Source organism: Neobacillus sedimentimangrovi (assembly GCF_010614825.1).
Lineage (GTDB): Bacteria > Bacillota > Bacilli > Bacillales > Cytobacillaceae > Neobacillus > Neobacillus thermocopriae.
Genome location: NZ_JAAFZF010000020.1, coordinates 1 through 19,055, shown reverse-complemented (window position 1 = coordinate 19,055; position 19,055 = coordinate 1). Strand labels below are relative to the sequence as shown.

Here is a 19,055-nt window from a genome sequence, read left to right as displayed (position 1 = left end):
ATATCAAAATTGGTTTTCAATTGACATAAAATAAATTTCAATTCGCGTTTACCTAGCAACATTATTAATATATTACAAAAAAACATATTTTTTTGTAGATGTAGCATAAAAAAATAAGGAGGTGAGGAAATGAGAAATAGCATAGAATTTGAAGTTTATGGAAAATATGCTTTATTCACTGATCCATTAACTAAGATGGGGGGAGAAAAGCTTTCGTATCAAGTTCCAACATACCAAGCTCTAAAGGGGATTGTGGAATCTATTTACTGGAAGCCCACTTTATTAATGGTTGTAGATGAAGTTCGTGTGATGAATCCCATTCGAATGGAGTCCAAAGGAGTAAGGCCAATTGAATATGGTGGAGGAAATACACTTGCCTACTACACTTATTTAAAAGACGTTCGTTACCAAGTGAGAGCCCATTTTATTTTTAATCCTCATCGTCCAGATTTGGCCTTTGATCGCAATGAACACAAACACCATAATATTATGAAACGTTCCCTTCGAGCTGGTGGCCGAAGAGATATTTTCCTTGGAACAAGAGAATGCCAAGGCTATGTAGAACCATGTGTGTTTGGTGAAGGGGTTGGTTTTTACGATAATTATGGAGAAATAAATTTGGGCACTATGGTTCATGGCATTAATTATCCCGATGAAACCGGCAGAAATCAAATGGAAGTCCGCTTGTGGAATCCGGTAATGAAGAATGGAGTTATTCAATTTATTCGTCCTGATCAGTGTACACAAATACGTAAAATTAAAGAAATAAAAGCAAAGAGTTTTGATCAATCAAATGTGGAATCATCAGAAGTATTATTCAAACAATTAGAAGGGGAGGTGAAGGAATGAGTTGGTTATTTAATTTGTATCAAACTTATGAATCAAATTTGGGTCAAGTAGGTGTAATTGAAAAGAAGTATAACGAACAGGAATATACACTTTTGCCTATTTCTCACACCACCCAAAATGCTCATATCGAAGTAGAAATAACGGAAGATGGAGAATTCCATTCAGCAAAGGTTGTTGATAAAAATGATGCAAATACTCTAATCCCTTGTACGGAAAGCTCAGCAAGTCGATCCGGTTCAAAAATAGCACCATATCCACTGCACGATAAATTAAGTTATGTGGCGGGGGATTTTAAAGCATATGGAGGAAAAATAAAAAAAGAAGAGCCATTTACATATTATATTGAGCAATTAGAAAAATGGGCTAAATCGCCATATGCTACTCCAAAAGTAAGAAGTATTTTTACTTATTTGGCAAAGAAAAGATTAATTAATGATTTAGTTCAAGAAAAAATTTTGTTTCTAGATGCCAATGGACAGTTAATAAAATCATGGGATAAGAGGTATGAAGCTTTACATGGAGAAAAGCCAGCAATATTTTCGGTCATTGCAGGCGATCAGGAAAGCGCTTTTGTTCGATTTAATGTTTATTCTCCTGATAAAGTATTAACAAAAGTTTGGAAAGATGTCGAGATGTACGATTCTTTCATTCGATATTATCAAGATTCGTTGGGTGAGGAGGATCTTTGTTTTGTAACAGGAATAAGGTTGCCATGTACTGATAGACATGCAAATAAGATACGGAATGCTGCAGATAAAGCAAAATTAATTTCAGCAAACGATACCAGCGGTTTTACGTTCAGAGGCAGATTTAATAAGGGACATGAGGTGGCAAGTATTAGTTATGAAGTGTCTCAAAAGGCACATAATGCTCTTAAATGGTTGATAAATAGACAAGGGAAAACCATTGATAATCGTGTTTTCCTTGTATGGGGAAACGATGACCTTGATGTACCTGATGTGACTGAAGATTCCTTTGATCTTTTATCAATTGGAATATCTACTAATGAAAAAAACGAGAAAATTTTTTATACAGGTCAAGATTTTGCAAATGAGGTATCCAAAGCGATAGACGGTTATAGGAATAATTTATCGACTAAATCGAATGTCAATATAATTATTCTGGATTCAGCTACAACTGGACGATTGGCGGTGCTTTACTTTCGTAACTTGCATAAAGAACAATATTTGGACAGGCTTGCCAAGTGGCATTCTACATGCGTGTGGCTGCATCGCTATCGAAAAAATGACAAAGGCGAAAATGTTCCTTTTTATGGAGCGCCGTCAACAAAAGATATTGCCTATGCAGCATATGGACCAAAGGCAAATGAGAAAGTTGTCAAGGGACTAATGGAACGTATGCTTCCTTGTATAGTTGATGAGAAAAAAATACCTTTGGATATTATTAAAAGCGCATTTTATCGAGCTTCTAATCCAGTATCGTTGGAAAAATGGGAATGGGAGAAAACACTAAGCGTTACATGTGCCTTAATCAATAAGCAGGAGGGTTTGGATGTGGCATTAGATAATGAAAATAATGATCGTGACTACTTATTCGGTCGTCTATTAGCCATTGCTGATGTATTGGAAAGGCGTGCTTTAGGATCCGATGAAACAAGAGCTACTAATGCAATAAGATACATGAACTCTTTTTCAAAACATCCAGCAAGAACTTGGAAAACGATTCAAGAAAGCTTGCAACCTTATCAAGCACGTCTTGGAACAAAGGCAAAGTATTTATCTAATTTAATAGATGAAGTGGCTTCTAGAATCCAATTTGAAGATTTTAATAATAAATCATTATCAGGTAAATATTTATTAGGTTTTTACAGTCAACGACATGATTTATATCAGAAAAGGGAAAAAGTGAATGTTGATGAGCAACCATCTATTTAAAAGGAGGAGAAAAGAATATGACTATTTTAGACCATAAAATTGATTTTGCCGTTGTATTTTCTGTTACGAAAGCCAATCCAAACGGGGATCCTTTGAATGGAAATCGTCCAAGACAAAATTATGATGGGCATGGTGAGATTTCTGATGTAGCAATTAAGAGAAAGATTAGAAACCGTTTGCAAGATATGGGTGAATCTATTTTTGTTCAGTCCAATGATAGGGCGACAGATAATTTTAAAAGCTTAAGAGAGCGTGCGGAATCGAATGCTGCACTTGAGAGAATATTAAAATCTAAAAATAGTTCTAGCGATGATTTTGCGGCGATTGCTTGTGAACAATGGATTGATGTCCGTAGTTTCGGGCAAGTATTTGCATTTAAAGGTTCAGGCAATGGTTCAGGCGTATCTGTAGGTGTGAGAGGCCCGGTATCTATCCATATAGCAACGAGTGTTAACCCTATTGACATTACCAGCATGCAAATTACAAAAAGTGTAAACTCTGAACCTGGGAAGGAAAAAGGGTCTGATACAATGGGGATGAAACATCGCGTTGATTTTGGATTATATGTTTTCTATGGTAGCATTAATACTCAACTAGCAGAAAAAACAAGATTTACAAGTGAGGATGCGGAAAAAATAAAGCAAGCACTTGTAACTTTATTTGAAAATGATGCTTCATCTGCCAGACCTGATGGAAGTATGGAAGTACATAAGGTTTACTGGTGGGAACATAATTCTAAACTTGGTCAATATTCCTCTGCAAAAGTACATCGTTCATTACAAATTAAGCCCATTGTGGAGAATCCAAAGTCTTTTGAAGATTTTTCTATTTCGTTAAAAGAATTAGATGGTTTAAAGGTAGAAGTAATTGATGGATTATAAAGATGAAGATAGTTATTTGATGTTATCCGGCATCCAGCATTTTCAGTTTTGTAAGCGTCAATGGGCACTCATTCATATTGAGCAGCAATGGGAAGAAAATGTTAGGACCGTGGAAGGGCAATATCTTCATCAGAAAGCGGATCAGCCATTTATTAGAGAAAAACGAAGGGATAAACTCATTGTACGAGGGATGCCTGTAAAATCAAATGAATTAAAAATTACAGGTATTTGTGATGTAGTAGAGTTTATTAAAGATAAGAACGGTGTTGAAATAAAGGGAGAGGAAGGAAAATATATAGCTTATCCCGTCGAATATAAACGTGGTAAGCCTAAAAAAAATGATGAGGATATTTTACAATTAACAGCTCAGGCAATGTGTTTAGAGGAAATGCTGTTATGTGAGATTCAAAAAGGTTACATGTTTTATCATGAGATTAAACACAGAGTTGAGGTTTCCTTAACTATTGAACTTAAAAATAAAGTAAGATCGATCTTCGAAGAAATGCAGGATTATTACAAGCGAAGACATACACCAAAGGTAAAAACAGGATCATTCTGTGGTAGCTGCTCCCTTCAAAATATTTGCTTACCCAAAATTATGAATAAAAGATCTGTTAAAAGTTACATTGAAGGGAGTATTCGTGATTGAAAAAGTTGCTGAATACATTATTTATCAATCAGTCGGATGTTTATTTATCATTAGACGGAGAAAATATTGTACTACTTAAGGACCAAGAGCAATTAGGAAGATTACCACTTCATAATTTGGAATCCATTGTAACCTTTGGTTATACAGGTGCCAGCCCGGCTCTTATGGGATATTGTGCAGAAAGAAATATTTCATTAGTGTTTTTTACAATGAACGGACGATTTTTAGCACGAGTAATCGGGAAAAGCAGGGGGAATGTTGTTTTAAGAAAGAAACAATATCGGGTTTCAGATGATGAAAAAGCTTCAGCAAAAATCGCTCGGAATTTTATCTGTGGAAAGATATACAATAATAAATGGATATTAGAAAGAATGACTAGAGATTATCCATTAAGAGTAGATGTTACTCATTTTAAAGAGGTTTCTAAACATTTATCTTCAATTCTACTAGAAGTAAGAGAGTGTGAGGATTTAGAAAGATTAAGAGGGTTGGAAGGACAAGCAGCCAGCAGTTACTATAAGTTGTTTGATCAAATGATATTACAACAAAAAGAGGATTTTTATTTCCGTTCCCGTTCCAGAAGACCACCGTTAGATAATGTGAATGCCATGCTTTCATTTGCCTATACGTTATTAGCCAATGATATAGCCTCTGCGTTAGAGGGAGTCGGACTGGATGCCTATGTTGGTTTTTTACATCGAGATCGGCCTGGAAGAGCTTCGTTAGCATTAGATGTTATGGAGGAGCTTCGAGGTGTTTATGTAGATAGGTTTGTTTTATCACTTATAAATAAAAGAATTGTTAATAAAGATGATTTTTTTAAAAAAGAAAATGGAGCAGTTATTATGACAGAAGGTGCTCGAAAAAAATTATTAGCCGCTTGGCAAAATAGAAAGCAAGAGAAGATAACTCATCCTTTTCTAGGAGAGAAATTACAATGGGGATTAGTTCCACATGCTCAAGCATTATTATTGGCACGCTTTTTACGTAATGATTTAGATGAGTACCCACCATTTCTTTGGAAGTAGGTGTATCATTTGTTAGTATTAATTACTTATGATGTTTCTACTGTAAGTAGTGGAGGGAAGAAACGTCTAAGGAAAGTAGCAAAGGAATGTCAAAATTATGGCCAAAGAGTTCAAAATTCCGTATTTGAATGTAATTTAGATGCCTCTCAATTTGCTGCATTAAAGTTTAAACTTGCTGATATTATCGACAAAAATCAGGATAGTCTCAGATTCTATCAGTTAGGGAAGAATTATAAAACAAAAGTTGAACATATTGGCATTAAAGAATCAATTGATTTAGATAGTCCAATAATATTCTAGTGCGAATGTATAGTGCACATAAATTTCTTATTACTTTCGCACCTGAAATTCTTGTTCTTTTTTGTTGGAATTTGTCGTTTTTTTCATTATGTTCTTTATTTAATTAAAGAAAATAGTGTCTTTTTAATCAAAAATATGCTAATTTATATTTTTTTGATTAAAAATCGCTGTCGCACTCCTCGTGAGTGCGTGGATTGAAATACGTGGTTTACCGATAGCGAACTGGACGGCAAGGAGTCGCACTCCTCGTGAGTGCGTGGATTGAAATTCGAAAGTGATAGACGCAAACGACGTGGCGGCATTGTCGCACTCCTCGTGAGTGCGTGGATTGAAATTACAAGAAAATGACGGACAAAATTCTAGCGAAGGACGTCGCACTCCTCGTGAGTGCGTGGATTGAAATGAAAGTCGTCTACATGAAACGAGTTGACCGTTAAGTCGCACTCCTCGTGAGTGCGTGGATTGAAATCTTGATAACTCAACATTCACATATCCAGGCTCGCGTCGCACTCCTCGTGAGTGCGTGGATTGAAATCGTATTTCTTCGTCAGTAGCTTTGCGGAAATATTGTCGCACTCCTCGTGAGTGCGTGGATTGAAATAATTTATCGAAGGTGGTGCGACTATCGCAGGCGGACGTCGCACTCCTCGTGAGTGCGTGGATTGAAATTCTCATCGCCAACCAAATAATCGATAATACGCCCGTCGCACTCCTCGTGAGTGCGTGGATTGAAATGCTTTGAAATACTACTGTCACAAAGTTTATAAGTGTCGCACTCCTCGTGAGTGCGTGGATTGAAATCTTTAGGCATGAAGCTTGTGCCACTGAATATTAAAGTCGCACTCCTCGTGAGTGCGTGGATTGAAATAATCTTTGCAGGGATTTCATTTTGTCCCCTAAACGTCGCACTCCTCGTGAGTGCGTGGATTGAAATATTGACAACCGCCCCTGCATATTGGAAGGCCTTTTGTCGCACTCCTCGTGAGTGCGTGGATTGAAATCTTTATAAGAACCGTTATATACCGGACAACCCCGGTCGCACTCCTCGTGAGTGCGTGGATTGAAATAATAAGTTCCTGCTCGTGGTCGTGTATCATGTCACGTCGCACTCCTCGTGAGTGCGTGGATTGAAATGATTTCGGACTCTAGCCAGTCGAACAGCGAAAATAGTCGCACTCCTCGTGAGTGCGTGGATTGAAATATAATATAACCTCCTGACCCTTATACTATTAATGTCGCACTCCTCGTGAGTGCGTGGATTGAAATTAACTGCTTAATGTCGCGATTATAAAAATCGGGATGTCGCACTCCTCGTGAGTGCGTGGATTGAAATTCCCGTTGGCACGCCTAAATCAATCGTCAAAGTTGTCGCACTCCTCGTGAGTGCGTGGATTGAAATTCGGCCGGCGCGACCAACGTCAAGTCATCCTCGGTCGCACTCCTCGTGAGTGCGTGGATTGAAATTTCAATTGGCAAGTTCGATGTAAAAACGGTCGGGTCGCACTCCTCGTGAGTGCGTGGATTGAAATTCCGATTGGCAAGTTCGATGTAAAAACGGTCGGGTCGCACTCCTCGTGAGTGCGTGGATTGAAATTCCGATTGGCAAGTTCGATGTAAAAACGGTCGGCAGTCGCACTCCTCGTGAGTGCGTGGATTGAAATCCGTTGCGTGGTCGTGCGCTATCGGATGATTTAACGTCGCACTCCTCGTGAGTGCGTGGATTGAAATAGATGGTGAATTTGAAGTTATTCATCAGTATGTGGTCGCACTCCTCGTGAGTGCGTGGATTGAAATCACCAATGTACCACGTTTCCACCGCACCAGTGCCGTCGCACTCCTCGTGAGTGCGTGGATTGAAATCTTTTTTCTTGTTTTTAAAAGGTATCAAGTAGCAGTCGCACTCCTCGTGAGTGCGTGGATTGAAATAGAAATCAACCACCGTTTCAGATGGTGAATTTGAAGTCGCACTCCTCGTGAGTGCGTGGATTGAAATACGATTACTTAAAACATTTTTTAAGACCTTATGTAGTCGCACTCCTCGTGAGTGCGTGGATTGAAATAGCTACGTAATTAAAACGACCAGTAACCGATACTGTCGCACTCCTCGTGAGTGCGTGGATTGAAATTATACTGTTAGTCTTAATCGACCCAGACGATTGAAGTCGCACTCCTCGTGAGTGCGTGGATTGAAATCAAAATATATCGGGTAGTACAGCCGGGTTGGATGTCGCACTCCTCGTGAGTGCGTGGATTGAAATGGGCAAGCGATAACCCACTTGGGCGTCAATACCGGTCGCACTCCTCGTGAGTGCGTGGATTGAAATATTAACCGAAGCAAGTATAAAAGCGGTACAGGCTCGGTCGCACTCCTCGTGAGTGCGTGGATTGAAATCAGTTAATTTTGTACTTATCTGGTGGACTAGGTGGTCGCACTCCTCGTGAGTGCGTGGATTGAAATAGCGACAGTTTGACGAGGACGCGCCTCGCATCAAGTCGCACTCCTCGTGAGTGCGTGGATTGAAATCTTAACAATACGCGCTTCGATTATTCCTAAGTCATGTCGCACTCCTCGTGAGTGCGTGAATTGAAATCGTTAATCAACGCGATTAGAATGCCAATACCCGCGTCGCACTCCTCGTGAGTGCGTGGATTGAAATTGCGACTTAATGGACGACCAACAATACGATAAGCGTCGCACTCCTCGTGAGTGCGTGGATTGAAATAATTTTTTGTGGACGACCTCATACTCACACAAAGGTCGCACTCCTCGTGAGTGCGTGGATTGAAATCGGCTGGTGTACTATAAGTCATATGACCATTATCGTCGCACTCCTCGTGAGTGCGTGGATTGAAATGACAGTGACGTCCAGGGCTTCGGCAATTATCGTTAGTCGCACTCCTCGTGAGTGCGTGGATTGAAATACAAACACATCTCCGCTTGAAATGGTATGGTAAGTCGCACTCCTCGTGAGTGCGTGGATTGAAATGCAAATTTAGAAACTCCTATAATGGAGGTGTAGGGTCGCACTTTCTCATGAGTGCATGGATTGAAATTTATTAAAAGGGTTAAAAAACATAAACGCAAAACTTCACACTCCCCGCCTGTTCGCGAATTGAAATGGGGACTGAATGAAGTAATATCAATAAATAGTTAAGGGATATAGAAGACTAATCAGGGGGGATTATAACAAGTTATGTCCAAAATTATTGTAATCGGAGCAGGGATACTCGGTGCATCAACCGCTTATCATTTGGCAAAAATGGGTGCCGAGGTAACAATAGTAGATCGTCAAGACCGTGGACAGGCAACGGAAGCTGCGGCAGGAATTGTTTGCCCATGGCTTTCCCAACGTCGTAACAAAGCATGGTATCAATTAGTGAAAGCTGGAGCGCGTTATTATCCAAAATTAATTGCAGATTTAATAGCAGATGGGGAAAAAGACACTGGATACAGGCAAGTTGGAGCAATAAATTTACATACAGATATCGATAAACTGGAGCAAATGGCAGAGCGGGCAAGAAAACGCCGGGAGGATGCACCGGAAATAGGGGAAATACATATTTTGTCACCTGACGAAACAAAGAAGCTTTTTCCGCCTTTATCCAATGAGTATGGGGCTGTCTTTGTCAGCGGCGGGGCAAGGGTTAATGGCAAGGCCTTACGAAATGCTTTAATGAACGCTGCTATTAAGCATGGAGCAAAATTATTACATGGTAATGCAGAGCTTATGAGAATGGATAATTGTTCTGTTGGAGTAAGTTTATCTGGAGAAAAAATGGCAGCAGATAAAGTAGTCGTCACAGCAGGAGCATGGGCAAATGAATTAATAAAGCCTTTAGGAATAAATTTTTTAGCAGTGCCTCAAAAAGCACAAATTGTACACCTAGAATTACCTGAAACTGATACGTGTAGTTGGCCGGTTGTCATGCCACCAGGGAATCAATACATACTTGCTTTTGAAAATGGACGGATTGTATTAGGCTCAACTCATGAAGATGACACTCAATTTGATACAAGGGTAACTGCTGGTGGCATTCATGAAATCTTAAGCAAAGGGTTACATGTAGCACCAGGACTTATGAATGCAACAATGGTAGAGACAAGAGTAGGTTTTCGTCCATTTACGCCTGGTTTTCTACCTGTTTTTGGGGTGCTACCTGGTTATGAAAGTGTCTTGGTAGCGAATGGATTAGGTGCATCCGGATTAACCAGTGGTCCTTACCTAGGGGCAGAACTCGCCAAATTGGCATTAGGTTTACAACCAGAATTGGATCTTAACAACTATGATTTAACAACAGCTATTGGTAATTGAAATAATACGAAACGGATAGGTGTGATTAATATAGAGAAAAATAATACATAAAGGGGGGATCCAAAGTAATTATGGGTAAAGATAACGATAATATAAAGGAAATACTAGAAAACTCTATAGAAATAGAAGAAGATTTAATGAAAACATACCTTATCACTGCGGAACGAATCCATGATGATGGTGAATTAAAAGAGAGACTGGAGAATTTTGCCGAAGGAAATGCTAAAAGAACAAAGCAGCTGCTTGACGAATTAGAAGAAATGAAAGATAAATAATACCCGTATGATTACAAGATTGAGTCCTTAACAAGGGCTCATTTTTTTTACGAGAAAATATATTTTTGACTTCGAGAATGGACTAGCGCTAGAGGCTAATATCCTTTGCTATCCTCCCTACGATCCATTCACATAGAAACTCCTCTGTCTCATCCTGTTGGAGAACACCACAAGGAAGGCTTCCACAAACTAATCATCTCAAACAACCAAAATCACCCAAACTGCTGCCCAGAGTATTTGTGTACATCGAAAAAGTAATATTATTCAAATTGATTGTATATTTACCAGTTTAGAGGGGATAAGTAAACATAGGGAATATATGCCAACAAGAAAGGAGTAAAAACATGCGCAAAAAAATATCCCCGCTTATTAAAAAGTTGACCTACTTTGGTAGAACACACGATATAGCGGAAAATAGTGCGCTTCAAGAAGCAGATCGGGAGGCAGAGGGATATTATCGTGAACGATGGCAGCATGACAAGGTCATCCGCACCACACATGGTGTCAATTGTACTGGTTCCTGTAGCTGGAAGGTCCATGTAAAAGACGGAATTATTACGTGGGAAACCCAGCAAACCGACTATCCTACCACCGGTCCTGACATGCCTGAATATGAACCACGAGGCTGCCAGCGGGGAGCTACGTTTTCTTGGTATATCTATAGCCCGATCCGAGTGAAGTATCCCTATATAAGAGGTGAACTTTTGCGGCTATGGCAAGAGGCACGTAAAAAACATAGTGATCCGGTTCAGGCGTGGAAGTCCATTGCTGAGGATCCGGTAAAAAGGAAATCATATAAAACTGCCCGTGGAAAAGGTGGGTATGTACGAGCTACCTGGGATGAAATCTATGAACTGATTAGTGCCCAAATGATTCATACGATTCAAGAATATGGACCAGACCGGATTGTTGGTTTTTCACCAATCCCAGCGATGTCAATGGTCAGTTACGCAAGCGGAGCAAGATTTATTAATTTGATAGGTGGTAACTTGCTAAGCTTTTATGATTGGTATGCAGATCTGCCACCATCCTCACCTCAGGTTTGGGGAGAACAGACGGATGTGCCAGAAACATCGGATTGGTTCAACTCAACGTACCTTCTAATTTGGGGATCAAATGTTCCACAAACACGGACACCTGATGCTCATTTTATGGTTGAATCCCGTTATAAAGGAACAAAGGTTGTGTGTATCAGCCCAGACTATGCCGAATTTGTCAAGTTTGCCGACAACTGGCTACCAGTCCAAGCTGGGATGGACGGGGCACTTGCCATGGGGATGACCCATGTCATATTAAAAGAGTTTTATGTCGATAACCAAACCAAGTTTTTTGAGGACTATGTCAAACAATTTACGGATTTGCCGTACCTGATTACCTTGTCAAAAGAAGGCGATCATTATGTAGCGGGAAGGTTTTTACGTGCCAGTGATATTGGCATGCAGACTGAGTATGGGGACTGGAAGACCATTGTATGGGATCAAAAATCCGGAAAATTGGCGATTCCAAATGGAAGCATGGGACACCGTTGGGAAGGAAAAGGAAAATGGAATTTGGAAATGAGGGATTCCGAAAATCAAGTAGACGATTTGGACCCAATGCTTACATTTTTGGGTAATGAAGATGAAACGGGTATTCTTCATTTGCCGTTCTATGGATTGGAACAAAAAGAAGTATTAAAACGGGGCATTCCAATCAAAAAAATAGATCAAAACGGCCAAACCATTTATGTGACGACCGTGTTTGATATATTGATGGCCCAGGCTGGTGTAAAAAGGGGAAATCTTCCTGGTGATTATCCTGAAAATTACGATGATCCAAAACCACATACCCCAGCATGGCAGGAGAAAATCAGCGGCATTGACCGTAAGCTTTGCGCTCAAATTGCGAGAGAGTTTGCACAGAATGCGGTAGATTCCGGCGGACGGTCAATGATCATCATGGGTGCCGGCATTAATCATTGGTACAATTCCGATACAATCTATCGGGCTATTCTCAACCTAGTTATGCTTTGTGGCTGCGAAGGAGTCAATGGTGGTGGCTGGGCTCATTATGTTGGCCAGGAAAAAGTAAGACCGCTGGAAGGATGGCAAACCATTGCGATGGCTCGTGATTGGGGTGGACCGCCACGCCTGCAAAATGGAACATCTTTTTTCTATTTCGTGACAGAGCAATGGCGATATGATGATCAGCGGCCGGAAGAACATTTGTCACCACTATATGACAAGCCGCGCTACAAAACGATGGCAGATTATAATGCATTAGCGGTAAGACTCGGCTGGGTAGCGTCCTACCCGCAATTTAACACGAATTCACTAAAGATTTATGAACAGGCAAATGCTTCTAATCCCGAAGAGGTAGCTAAATATGTCGCTGATCAGGTAAAACAGGGAAATCTGAAATTCTCGATAGAAGAACCAAGTAATCCAATCAATTTTCCGAGAACAATGTTTGTTTGGCGTGCTAACCTCATTGGTAGTTCATCTAAGGGGCACGAATATTTCTTGAAATATATGCTTGGAACCCATTCAGCTGTACTAGCTGAACCATACAAAGAATTAGGCACCACCGAAGTAGATGAAAAAATGGATCCTCCGGAAGAGGGAAAACTTGATTTAATGATTGATATTGATTTCCGAATGACAAGTACGGGTTTATATTCTGATATCATTCTGCCGGCTGCTACCTGGTATGAAAAATATGATATAAGCAGCACGGACACTCATCCATATATTCATCCATTTAACCCGGCTATTACCCCACCATGGGAAGCAAGGTCCGATTGGGATAATTTTAAAAAACTGGCAAAAACCTTTACAGAGATGGCGAAAAAGTACTTTCCAAATCCTGTGAAAGATGTTGTTACTACACCGCTTTTACATGACACCGTTGATGAAATTTCGCAAAAGTTTGGTCTTGTTCCTGATTGGAAACAGGACGGTTCAGAACCTATTCCGGGACAAAATTTCCCAAGAGTGCATGTAGTGGAACGGGACTACACTCGAATTTTTGATAAGTATGTGGCACTTGGAACAAATACGAAAATTGGTGCCAAGGGATTGGCATGGGATGTCAAGGATGAATATAACGAACTGAAAGACATCCTAGGAACATCTACAGAATCTCTTGAATACAGAGACTGCCCGGACCTTTCTCACGACAAAAATGTGGCTGAAGCCATCCTGACGTTATCCAGTACGACGAATGGTTCAGTGAATCAAAAAGCATGGGTAGATTTGGAGCAGAAAACAAATCAAAAGCTTAAACATTTATCTGAAGAGCGTGCAGAGGAGCATATTTCCTTCGATGAAATTTCAGCTCAACCAAGAAAAGTAATCACTTCTCCTGTATTCAGCGGAATTGAAACAGGCAATAGAAGATATGCACCTTTTGTCATCAACCGCGAGTATTTAGTACCATTTAGAACATTGACCGGCAGGCAGCATTTTTATCTTGATCATGAAATGATGTTTGAATATGGTGAAGAATTGCCTGTATTTAAAGGACCGATCAAGCGGCTGGCTTTTTACGATAAAGATTGGAAACCAGAGTCGGCCAAACAGGAAATTCGCTTGCGATATTTAACTCCTCATTTTAAATGGTCGTATCATAGTACGTACTTTGATACATTGCCTATGCTGACATTGTTCCGAGGAGGACCACATATTTGGCTTAATCTAGAGGACGCCAAATCCGTTGGAATCAATGATAATGATTGGCTGGAGATTTATAACCGGAATGGGGTTGTGGTGGCAAGAGCAGTTGTAAGCCATCGAATCCCAAGAGGAGTTACGTATATGTACCATGTTCAAGAACGCACTATTAATGTTCCTGGCTCAACGATAACGAAGCAACGAGGCGGAACTTTTAACAGTCCAACTTGTTTGACCATGAAGCCGACTCATTTGATTGGCGGCTATGCACAGTTGAGCTATGGCTTCAATTATTACGGGCCGACTGGAAATCAGCGTGATGAACAGGTAATGGTTCGCAGATTGGATCGAAGTGAGGTGGATTGGCTTGAAAATTAAAGCTCAATTTGGGATGGTTATGAATTTGGACAAGTGTATTGGCTGTCACACATGTAGTGTTACTTGTAACAATACTTGGACGAACCGTCCCGGAGCCGAGTACATGTGGTGGAACAATGTAGAAACAAAACCGGGGGTCGGCTATCCGAAAGAGTGGGAAAATCAAGATACCCATAAAGGCGGCTGGGAACTGCGGAATGGAAAAATTGAACTGAAAGCAGGTGGTCGACTCCAGAAACTATTAAATATTTTTTACAATCCAAACATGACCAAAATTGATGATTATTATGAGCCTTGGACATATACCTATGATCATTTGATTAAAAGCCCGAAAAAGGAACATCAGCCTGTCGCCCGGCCGAAGTCACTTTTGACTGGTGAGTACATGGACATTCAATGGGGGCCAAACTGGGAAGATGACCTAGCAGGTGTGTATGAGACGGGAAAGAAGGACCCGAATATGAATGGGGTCGATGCCCAAGTCATTCAAGAATTTGACCAGGCATTTATGATGTATCTTCCGCGGATTTGTGAGCACTGTATCAATCCGCCGTGTGTTTCCTCCTGTCCATCTGGTGCCATTTATAAGAGGGATGAGGATGGAATTGTCCTCATTGATCAGGATGCTTGCCGTAGCTGGCGCTTTTGTACGACGGGCTGTCCTTATAAGAAAACCTATTACAACTGGAAAACAAACAAAGCGGAGAAATGTACGTTCTGCTTTCCGCGGATTGAAAATGGTCAACCGACTGTTTGCTCGGAAACCTGTGTCGGCCGCCTCCGATACATTGGTGTTGTGCTGTATGATGCCGACCGGGTGACAGCGGCTGCATCTGTCCAAAATGAAAAAGATTTATATGAAGCACAACTGAATATTTTCTTGGATCCGTTTGACCCAGAAATTATCAAAGAGGCCAAAGCTCAAGGAATTCCGGAGGATTGGATTGAAGCAGCTCAAGCATCTCCCGTTTATAAACTTGCTGTCTTGCACAAAGTGGCTTTACCGCTTCATCCAGAGTATCGGACATTGCCGATGGTATGGTACATACCTCCGCTTTCACCGATAATCAATCAATTCGGCGGACTCATTGACAATCTTGATCCAAAAGTGATTTTTCCAACAATTGATCAATTTCGAATCCCCATTCAGTATTTGGCAAATCTGATGTCAGCCGGTGATACAGAAGTGATAAGACGTGTGTTACGAAAAATGGTGGCCATGAGAACTTTTATGAGAAGTTACCATTTAAATAAGCCATATGATGAACAAGTACTTGAATCAGCGGGGCTCACCAAAGAAAGTGCTATTGATTTATACGAGCTGTCAGCCATTGCGAAATACAACGACCGTTTCGTAATTCCGAAATCTCACCGGGAACGTGCGGGGAATATGTATGAAGCCCAAGGCTCTACAGGATATGACTTTATGGAAGTCTGCAATGGCTGCAGTGTAAGTGAGGATAGCTTTGATGCCAAAGAGCTATATGCATTCAGTGAACAATATTGGAGGGATTTTGAAATTGGCGGTGCCATGGACGGAAGAAAAACAGTTGATTTTTAAACTATGTTCTATCATGCTCAGGTATCCTGATCAAGCATGGGTTAAAAGCGAGGAAATGTACGAAATGATTTCCTCACTTGAAGATCCAAATATTAAAAAGGCGTTTCTTACCTTTTGGGATTATATAGTACAAACAAGCTGGGAAGAGTTAACAGAAAACTATGTTAAATGGTTTGATTTAAGTGAGTCGACTACATTGCATTTGACATATGGAATTTTCGGTGATAACCGTGAGCGAGGTCCTGCTTTTGTTCGATTAAAATTGGAATTTGCTAAGGCAGGGTTTTATTTAAAAGAAAATGAATTACCGGATTATTTGCCGCTAATTTTGGAGTTTGCTTCTGTCGCGGAGCCCAAATTTGCCCAAAAGGTACTTGCCATCCATTGGAAAGCAATCACAAAATTGCTAGAAGAATTGAAGAAGGAACAGAATCCATACATGAGTTTAGTTCATGTATGTGTCATGACAATGGAAAAATTACTTCCGAAGACAGAGCAAAAAATGAATCATCATGCCAGTTAATTGGAGAAAGGAGGATGGTAGGATATGATCACATATTTTGATATTTTTCTTTGGGTGGTTGTCCCTTATATCTCATTGACTATCTTTGTATTAGGGCATATTTACCGATATAATACCGATCAGTTTGGTTGGTCGGCAAAGTCGAGCGAGTTTCTGCATAAAGATGCTTTACTAAAATGGGGAAGTATACTTTTTCACTATGGGATTATCTTTGTTTTCTTTGGCCATGTAGCAGGTGTGCTCATTCCAAAAGGATTTTATGATGCAATTGGGATATCGGAGGAAATGTATCATTTTGGAGCAGTCTGGTTTGGTGGCTTGGCTGGAGTTGCAACAGTAATAGGTGGCTTTTTACTGACCGTTCGCCGAATGACGAATAAGAGAGTTGCAAGAAATAGCGCCAAAATGGATTTACTCACTCTACTCTGGATTGGAGTAGTAGTGGTGATCGGATTTACCAATACGGTCGGTTATACCGCTTCAGGCGGAGAATTTGACTATCGGACAACCATTGGCCCGTGGTTTAGGGGAATTTTGACATTTAGGCCTTACCCAGATTTAATGGCTTATGCTCCCATTGGATTTCAGCTTCATGTATTTGCAGCGTTTATATTATTTGCGCTATGGCCATTTACCCGTCTAGTTCACGTCTGGAGCTTACCGCTGGAATACTTGACACGAAAATATGTGTTGTATCGAAAAATGGCACCCCGGAGAACCGTCCGTGAGGTAAATAGGAGAAATTAAAGGATTTAAAAAATGCTTTTATAGCAAATGAAAGTGTCCTCATGATAAGCTCATGAGGACACTTTGTATATGGTGAAACAGTCGTTATAGTCTGTTTCTATTCATTTATGAATGGTCATCAAACAAATACGTTTCTTCGTCTTCATTATGTATCTTTCCTATAACACTAATTGCTTTAAAACGGTCGATGATATCTTCGGTTATTTTGCCAGCACGCAATAACTCTCTAATCTCTTTTACAATGATCCGAAAAATCTCATGATCACGCTTTAACCATGTCACTTTCTCAAGCAAATCTGGATTTTGCTTTACTTTCTCTAAGTAAAAACCCTCTTCTTCTGAATCAGCGTGTGCTATCAATCGGGTTTCCCAATGTTCAACCAATGCTTCTGCGGCCATTAACGCATGTTTTTCATAGTTATCCGCTTTTTCATGCAGGACTTTTAGTAAAAGCTCTAGTAAATCCCTTCCTTCAGTAAATACCCCTTCATGGATGGAACGATGTGCATCCAATTTATATAATGAAGGTCCTGACATATGATCGGTCTCCTTTTTTCATTTACTATCCATCAGTATATTCATCAGTACCATCGATTAAACGTGAATGGTATTATTTAATTATAAAATGAACAATACGAAAGAAGATTACGGAGAATAGATGATATTTCCCGAACTTTTTTGTTTACATTAAACTCATTTGCCCATACTACTAAGGGTGATGAGTATGGCATGTCAATCAAATGATGAATTAAGGGCATTAGTGGAAAAGGCAAGGCCGATAGCAAAAGAGGGGAAGGTTGCTGATTATATCCCAGCACTAGGAAAAGCGAATCCGAATGATTTGTCGATTGCCATTTACTATCCGGATGGGAACTGTATTTCAGCAGGGGATATTGATAGAAAAATCACTCTACAAAGTATATCAAAGGTAATCAGCCTAGCACTTGTATTAATGGAACGAGGTCCAAGTTATGTATTCGAGAAAGTAGGAATGGAGCCTACTGGAGACCCTTTTAATTCTATTGCCAAGTTGGAAACGACCGTCCCTGCCAAACCTTTAAATCCAATGATTAATGCAGGGGCTCTCGTTGTAACCCATATGCTTAAAGGAAACAGTGTAGAGGAAAGGTTTCAACGGCTTCTTAGCTTTATCCAAGAACTTGCTGGGAATCAATCTATTAATTATTGTGCTGAAGTCGCCCGTTCCGAGTTTGAAACGGCGCATTTAAATCGGTCTTTATGTTATTTTTTAAAACAACATCATATCATTGATGAGGATATTGAAGAGCTCATGGATTTATATACGAAACAATGTGCTATTGAAATGACCTGTTTAGATTTATCGAGAATTGGTTTGGTATTTGCAATGGACGGAGTGGATCCGGAAAGTGGCAGACAAATCATGCCATTAGATGTCGCTCGCATTTGTAAAACTTTTATGGTTACTTGTGGTATGTATAATGCTTCCGGGGAGTTTGCCATTAAAATCGGAATACCAGCAAAAAGCGGAGTTTCAGGGGGAATTATGGGAGCTGTACCTGGTCGGTTTGGCATCGGGATTTTTGGTCCAGCTTTAGATGAGAAAGGTAACAGTATTGCCGGCATTAAATTGCTGGAACTGCTATCGAAGACTTATAGCTTAAGTATGTTTTAATACTGGTGTTAAGAGGCTAAAAATTAGGAGGCCTCTTTTTTATCCATTGAAAAGATGGTTCTCCGTCAAATGTTGGGGTGGTAAAGAAATCAGGCCACCCCTATCCTATATGTAGACCCATTCCTTTATACTGATGTCTCAATAAGATTCTTGCTCGAAATCTCTTGAAGTTTTTATATCCATAACCGTTTCGCTTGATGACTTTTGTGGTATTATTAATTCCTTCCAAAAAACCATTGGAATGACCATACACAAAGCTATTCAGGATTTCTACTTGCCAATTTCGAAACGTTTCTATCGCTTGTTTCATCTCTGGAATTCCTGATTCCTCTACTACTTGATAAAATGCTTC

Annotated in this window: 15 protein-coding genes and 1 CRISPR repeat array; of the genes, 13 read left to right on the top strand and 2 right to left on the bottom strand. The window is 40.1% G+C overall.

The features are described 5' to 3' along the window. Positions 1-129 precede the first annotated feature (129 nt). From cas5c to narI, 12 genes are all read left to right on the top strand, one after another. Positions 130-849: a type I-C CRISPR-associated protein Cas5c gene (gene cas5c / locus GZA11_RS08675; protein ID WP_038539822.1), complete on the top strand. Its 720-nt coding sequence runs from the start codon at positions 130-132 to the stop codon at positions 847-849. Then, positions 846-2,744, top strand: coding sequence for a type I-C CRISPR-associated protein Cas8c/Csd1 (gene cas8c, locus GZA11_RS08670; protein WP_163183487.1), 1,899 nt, complete (start codon positions 846-848; stop codon positions 2,742-2,744). Before cas5c ends, cas8c begins: the two co-directional genes overlap by 4 nt. Positions 2,745-2,761: 17 nt before the next feature. Continuing rightward, on the top strand, positions 2,762-3,625 hold the full coding sequence (gene cas7c / locus GZA11_RS08665; protein ID WP_038539828.1) for a type I-C CRISPR-associated protein Cas7/Csd2: 864 nt from the start codon (positions 2,762-2,764) through the stop codon (positions 3,623-3,625). Further along, positions 3,615-4,274, top strand: coding sequence for a CRISPR-associated protein Cas4 (cas4, locus tag GZA11_RS08660; protein ID WP_163183486.1), 660 nt, complete (start codon positions 3,615-3,617; stop codon positions 4,272-4,274). Before cas7c ends, cas4 begins: the two co-directional genes overlap by 11 nt. Next, positions 4,271-5,302, top strand: a complete 1,032-nt coding sequence (cas1c, locus tag GZA11_RS08655) for a type I-C CRISPR-associated endonuclease Cas1c (protein WP_163183485.1) — start codon at positions 4,271-4,273, stop codon at positions 5,300-5,302. The genes cas4 and cas1c overlap by 4 nt, the downstream gene beginning before the upstream one ends. Positions 5,303-5,311: 9 nt before the next feature. After that, positions 5,312-5,602, top strand: coding sequence for a CRISPR-associated endonuclease Cas2 (gene cas2, locus GZA11_RS08650; RefSeq protein ID WP_038542142.1), 291 nt, complete (start codon positions 5,312-5,314; stop codon positions 5,600-5,602). A 169-nt stretch (positions 5,603-5,771) separates the two neighbouring features. Then, positions 5,772-8,589: a CRISPR direct-repeat array (repeat unit 32 nt; unit sequence GTCGCACTCCTCGTGAGTGCGTGGATTGAAAT). A 207-nt stretch (positions 8,590-8,796) separates the two neighbouring features. After that, positions 8,797-9,915, top strand: a complete 1,119-nt coding sequence (locus tag GZA11_RS08645; RefSeq protein ID WP_038539836.1) for an NAD(P)/FAD-dependent oxidoreductase — start codon at positions 8,797-8,799, stop codon at positions 9,913-9,915. Between the two features lie 71 nt (positions 9,916-9,986). After that, positions 9,987-10,190: a hypothetical protein gene (locus GZA11_RS08640; RefSeq protein ID WP_038539840.1), complete on the top strand. Its 204-nt coding sequence runs from the start codon at positions 9,987-9,989 to the stop codon at positions 10,188-10,190. Between the two features lie 344 nt (positions 10,191-10,534). Beyond that, entirely contained in the window at positions 10,535-14,218 is a 3,684-nt protein-coding gene (locus GZA11_RS08635; protein ID WP_163183484.1) for a nitrate reductase subunit alpha, read from the top strand. Beyond that, positions 14,208-15,779, top strand: coding sequence for a nitrate reductase subunit beta (gene narH, locus GZA11_RS08630; protein ID WP_163183483.1), 1,572 nt, complete (start codon positions 14,208-14,210; stop codon positions 15,777-15,779). Before GZA11_RS08635 ends, narH begins: the two co-directional genes overlap by 11 nt. Continuing rightward, the gene (narJ, locus tag GZA11_RS08625; protein ID WP_235924927.1) at positions 15,745-16,302 is read left to right on the top strand and encodes a nitrate reductase molybdenum cofactor assembly chaperone; all 558 of its coding nucleotides are present in this window, start codon (positions 15,745-15,747) and stop codon (positions 16,300-16,302) included. The genes narH and narJ overlap by 35 nt, the downstream gene beginning before the upstream one ends. Positions 16,303-16,329: 27 nt before the next feature. Further along, on the top strand, positions 16,330-17,049 hold the full coding sequence (gene narI / locus GZA11_RS08620) for a respiratory nitrate reductase subunit gamma (protein ID WP_038542144.1): 720 nt from the start codon (positions 16,330-16,332) through the stop codon (positions 17,047-17,049). Between the two features lie 105 nt (positions 17,050-17,154). Here narI and GZA11_RS08615 read toward each other — a convergent pair whose 3' ends face one another. Continuing rightward, positions 17,155-17,586 carry a hypothetical protein gene (locus GZA11_RS08615; RefSeq protein ID WP_038539854.1) on the bottom strand — a complete coding sequence of 144 codons (432 nt, stop codon included), beginning with the start codon at positions 17,584-17,586 and terminating at the stop codon, positions 17,155-17,157. 187 nt (positions 17,587-17,773) lie between these two features. Here GZA11_RS08615 and glsA point away from each other — a divergent pair, with 187 nt between their 5' ends. Continuing rightward, a complete protein-coding gene (glsA, locus tag GZA11_RS08610) occupies positions 17,774-18,703 on the top strand; it encodes a glutaminase A (RefSeq protein ID WP_163183481.1) in 930 nt (309 codons plus the stop codon). Between the two features lie 100 nt (positions 18,704-18,803). Here glsA and GZA11_RS08605 read toward each other — a convergent pair. Then, positions 18,804-19,055, bottom strand: a 252-nt coding sequence (locus GZA11_RS08605) for a transposase (protein WP_163183480.1), incomplete at its 5' end; no start/stop codon positions are given.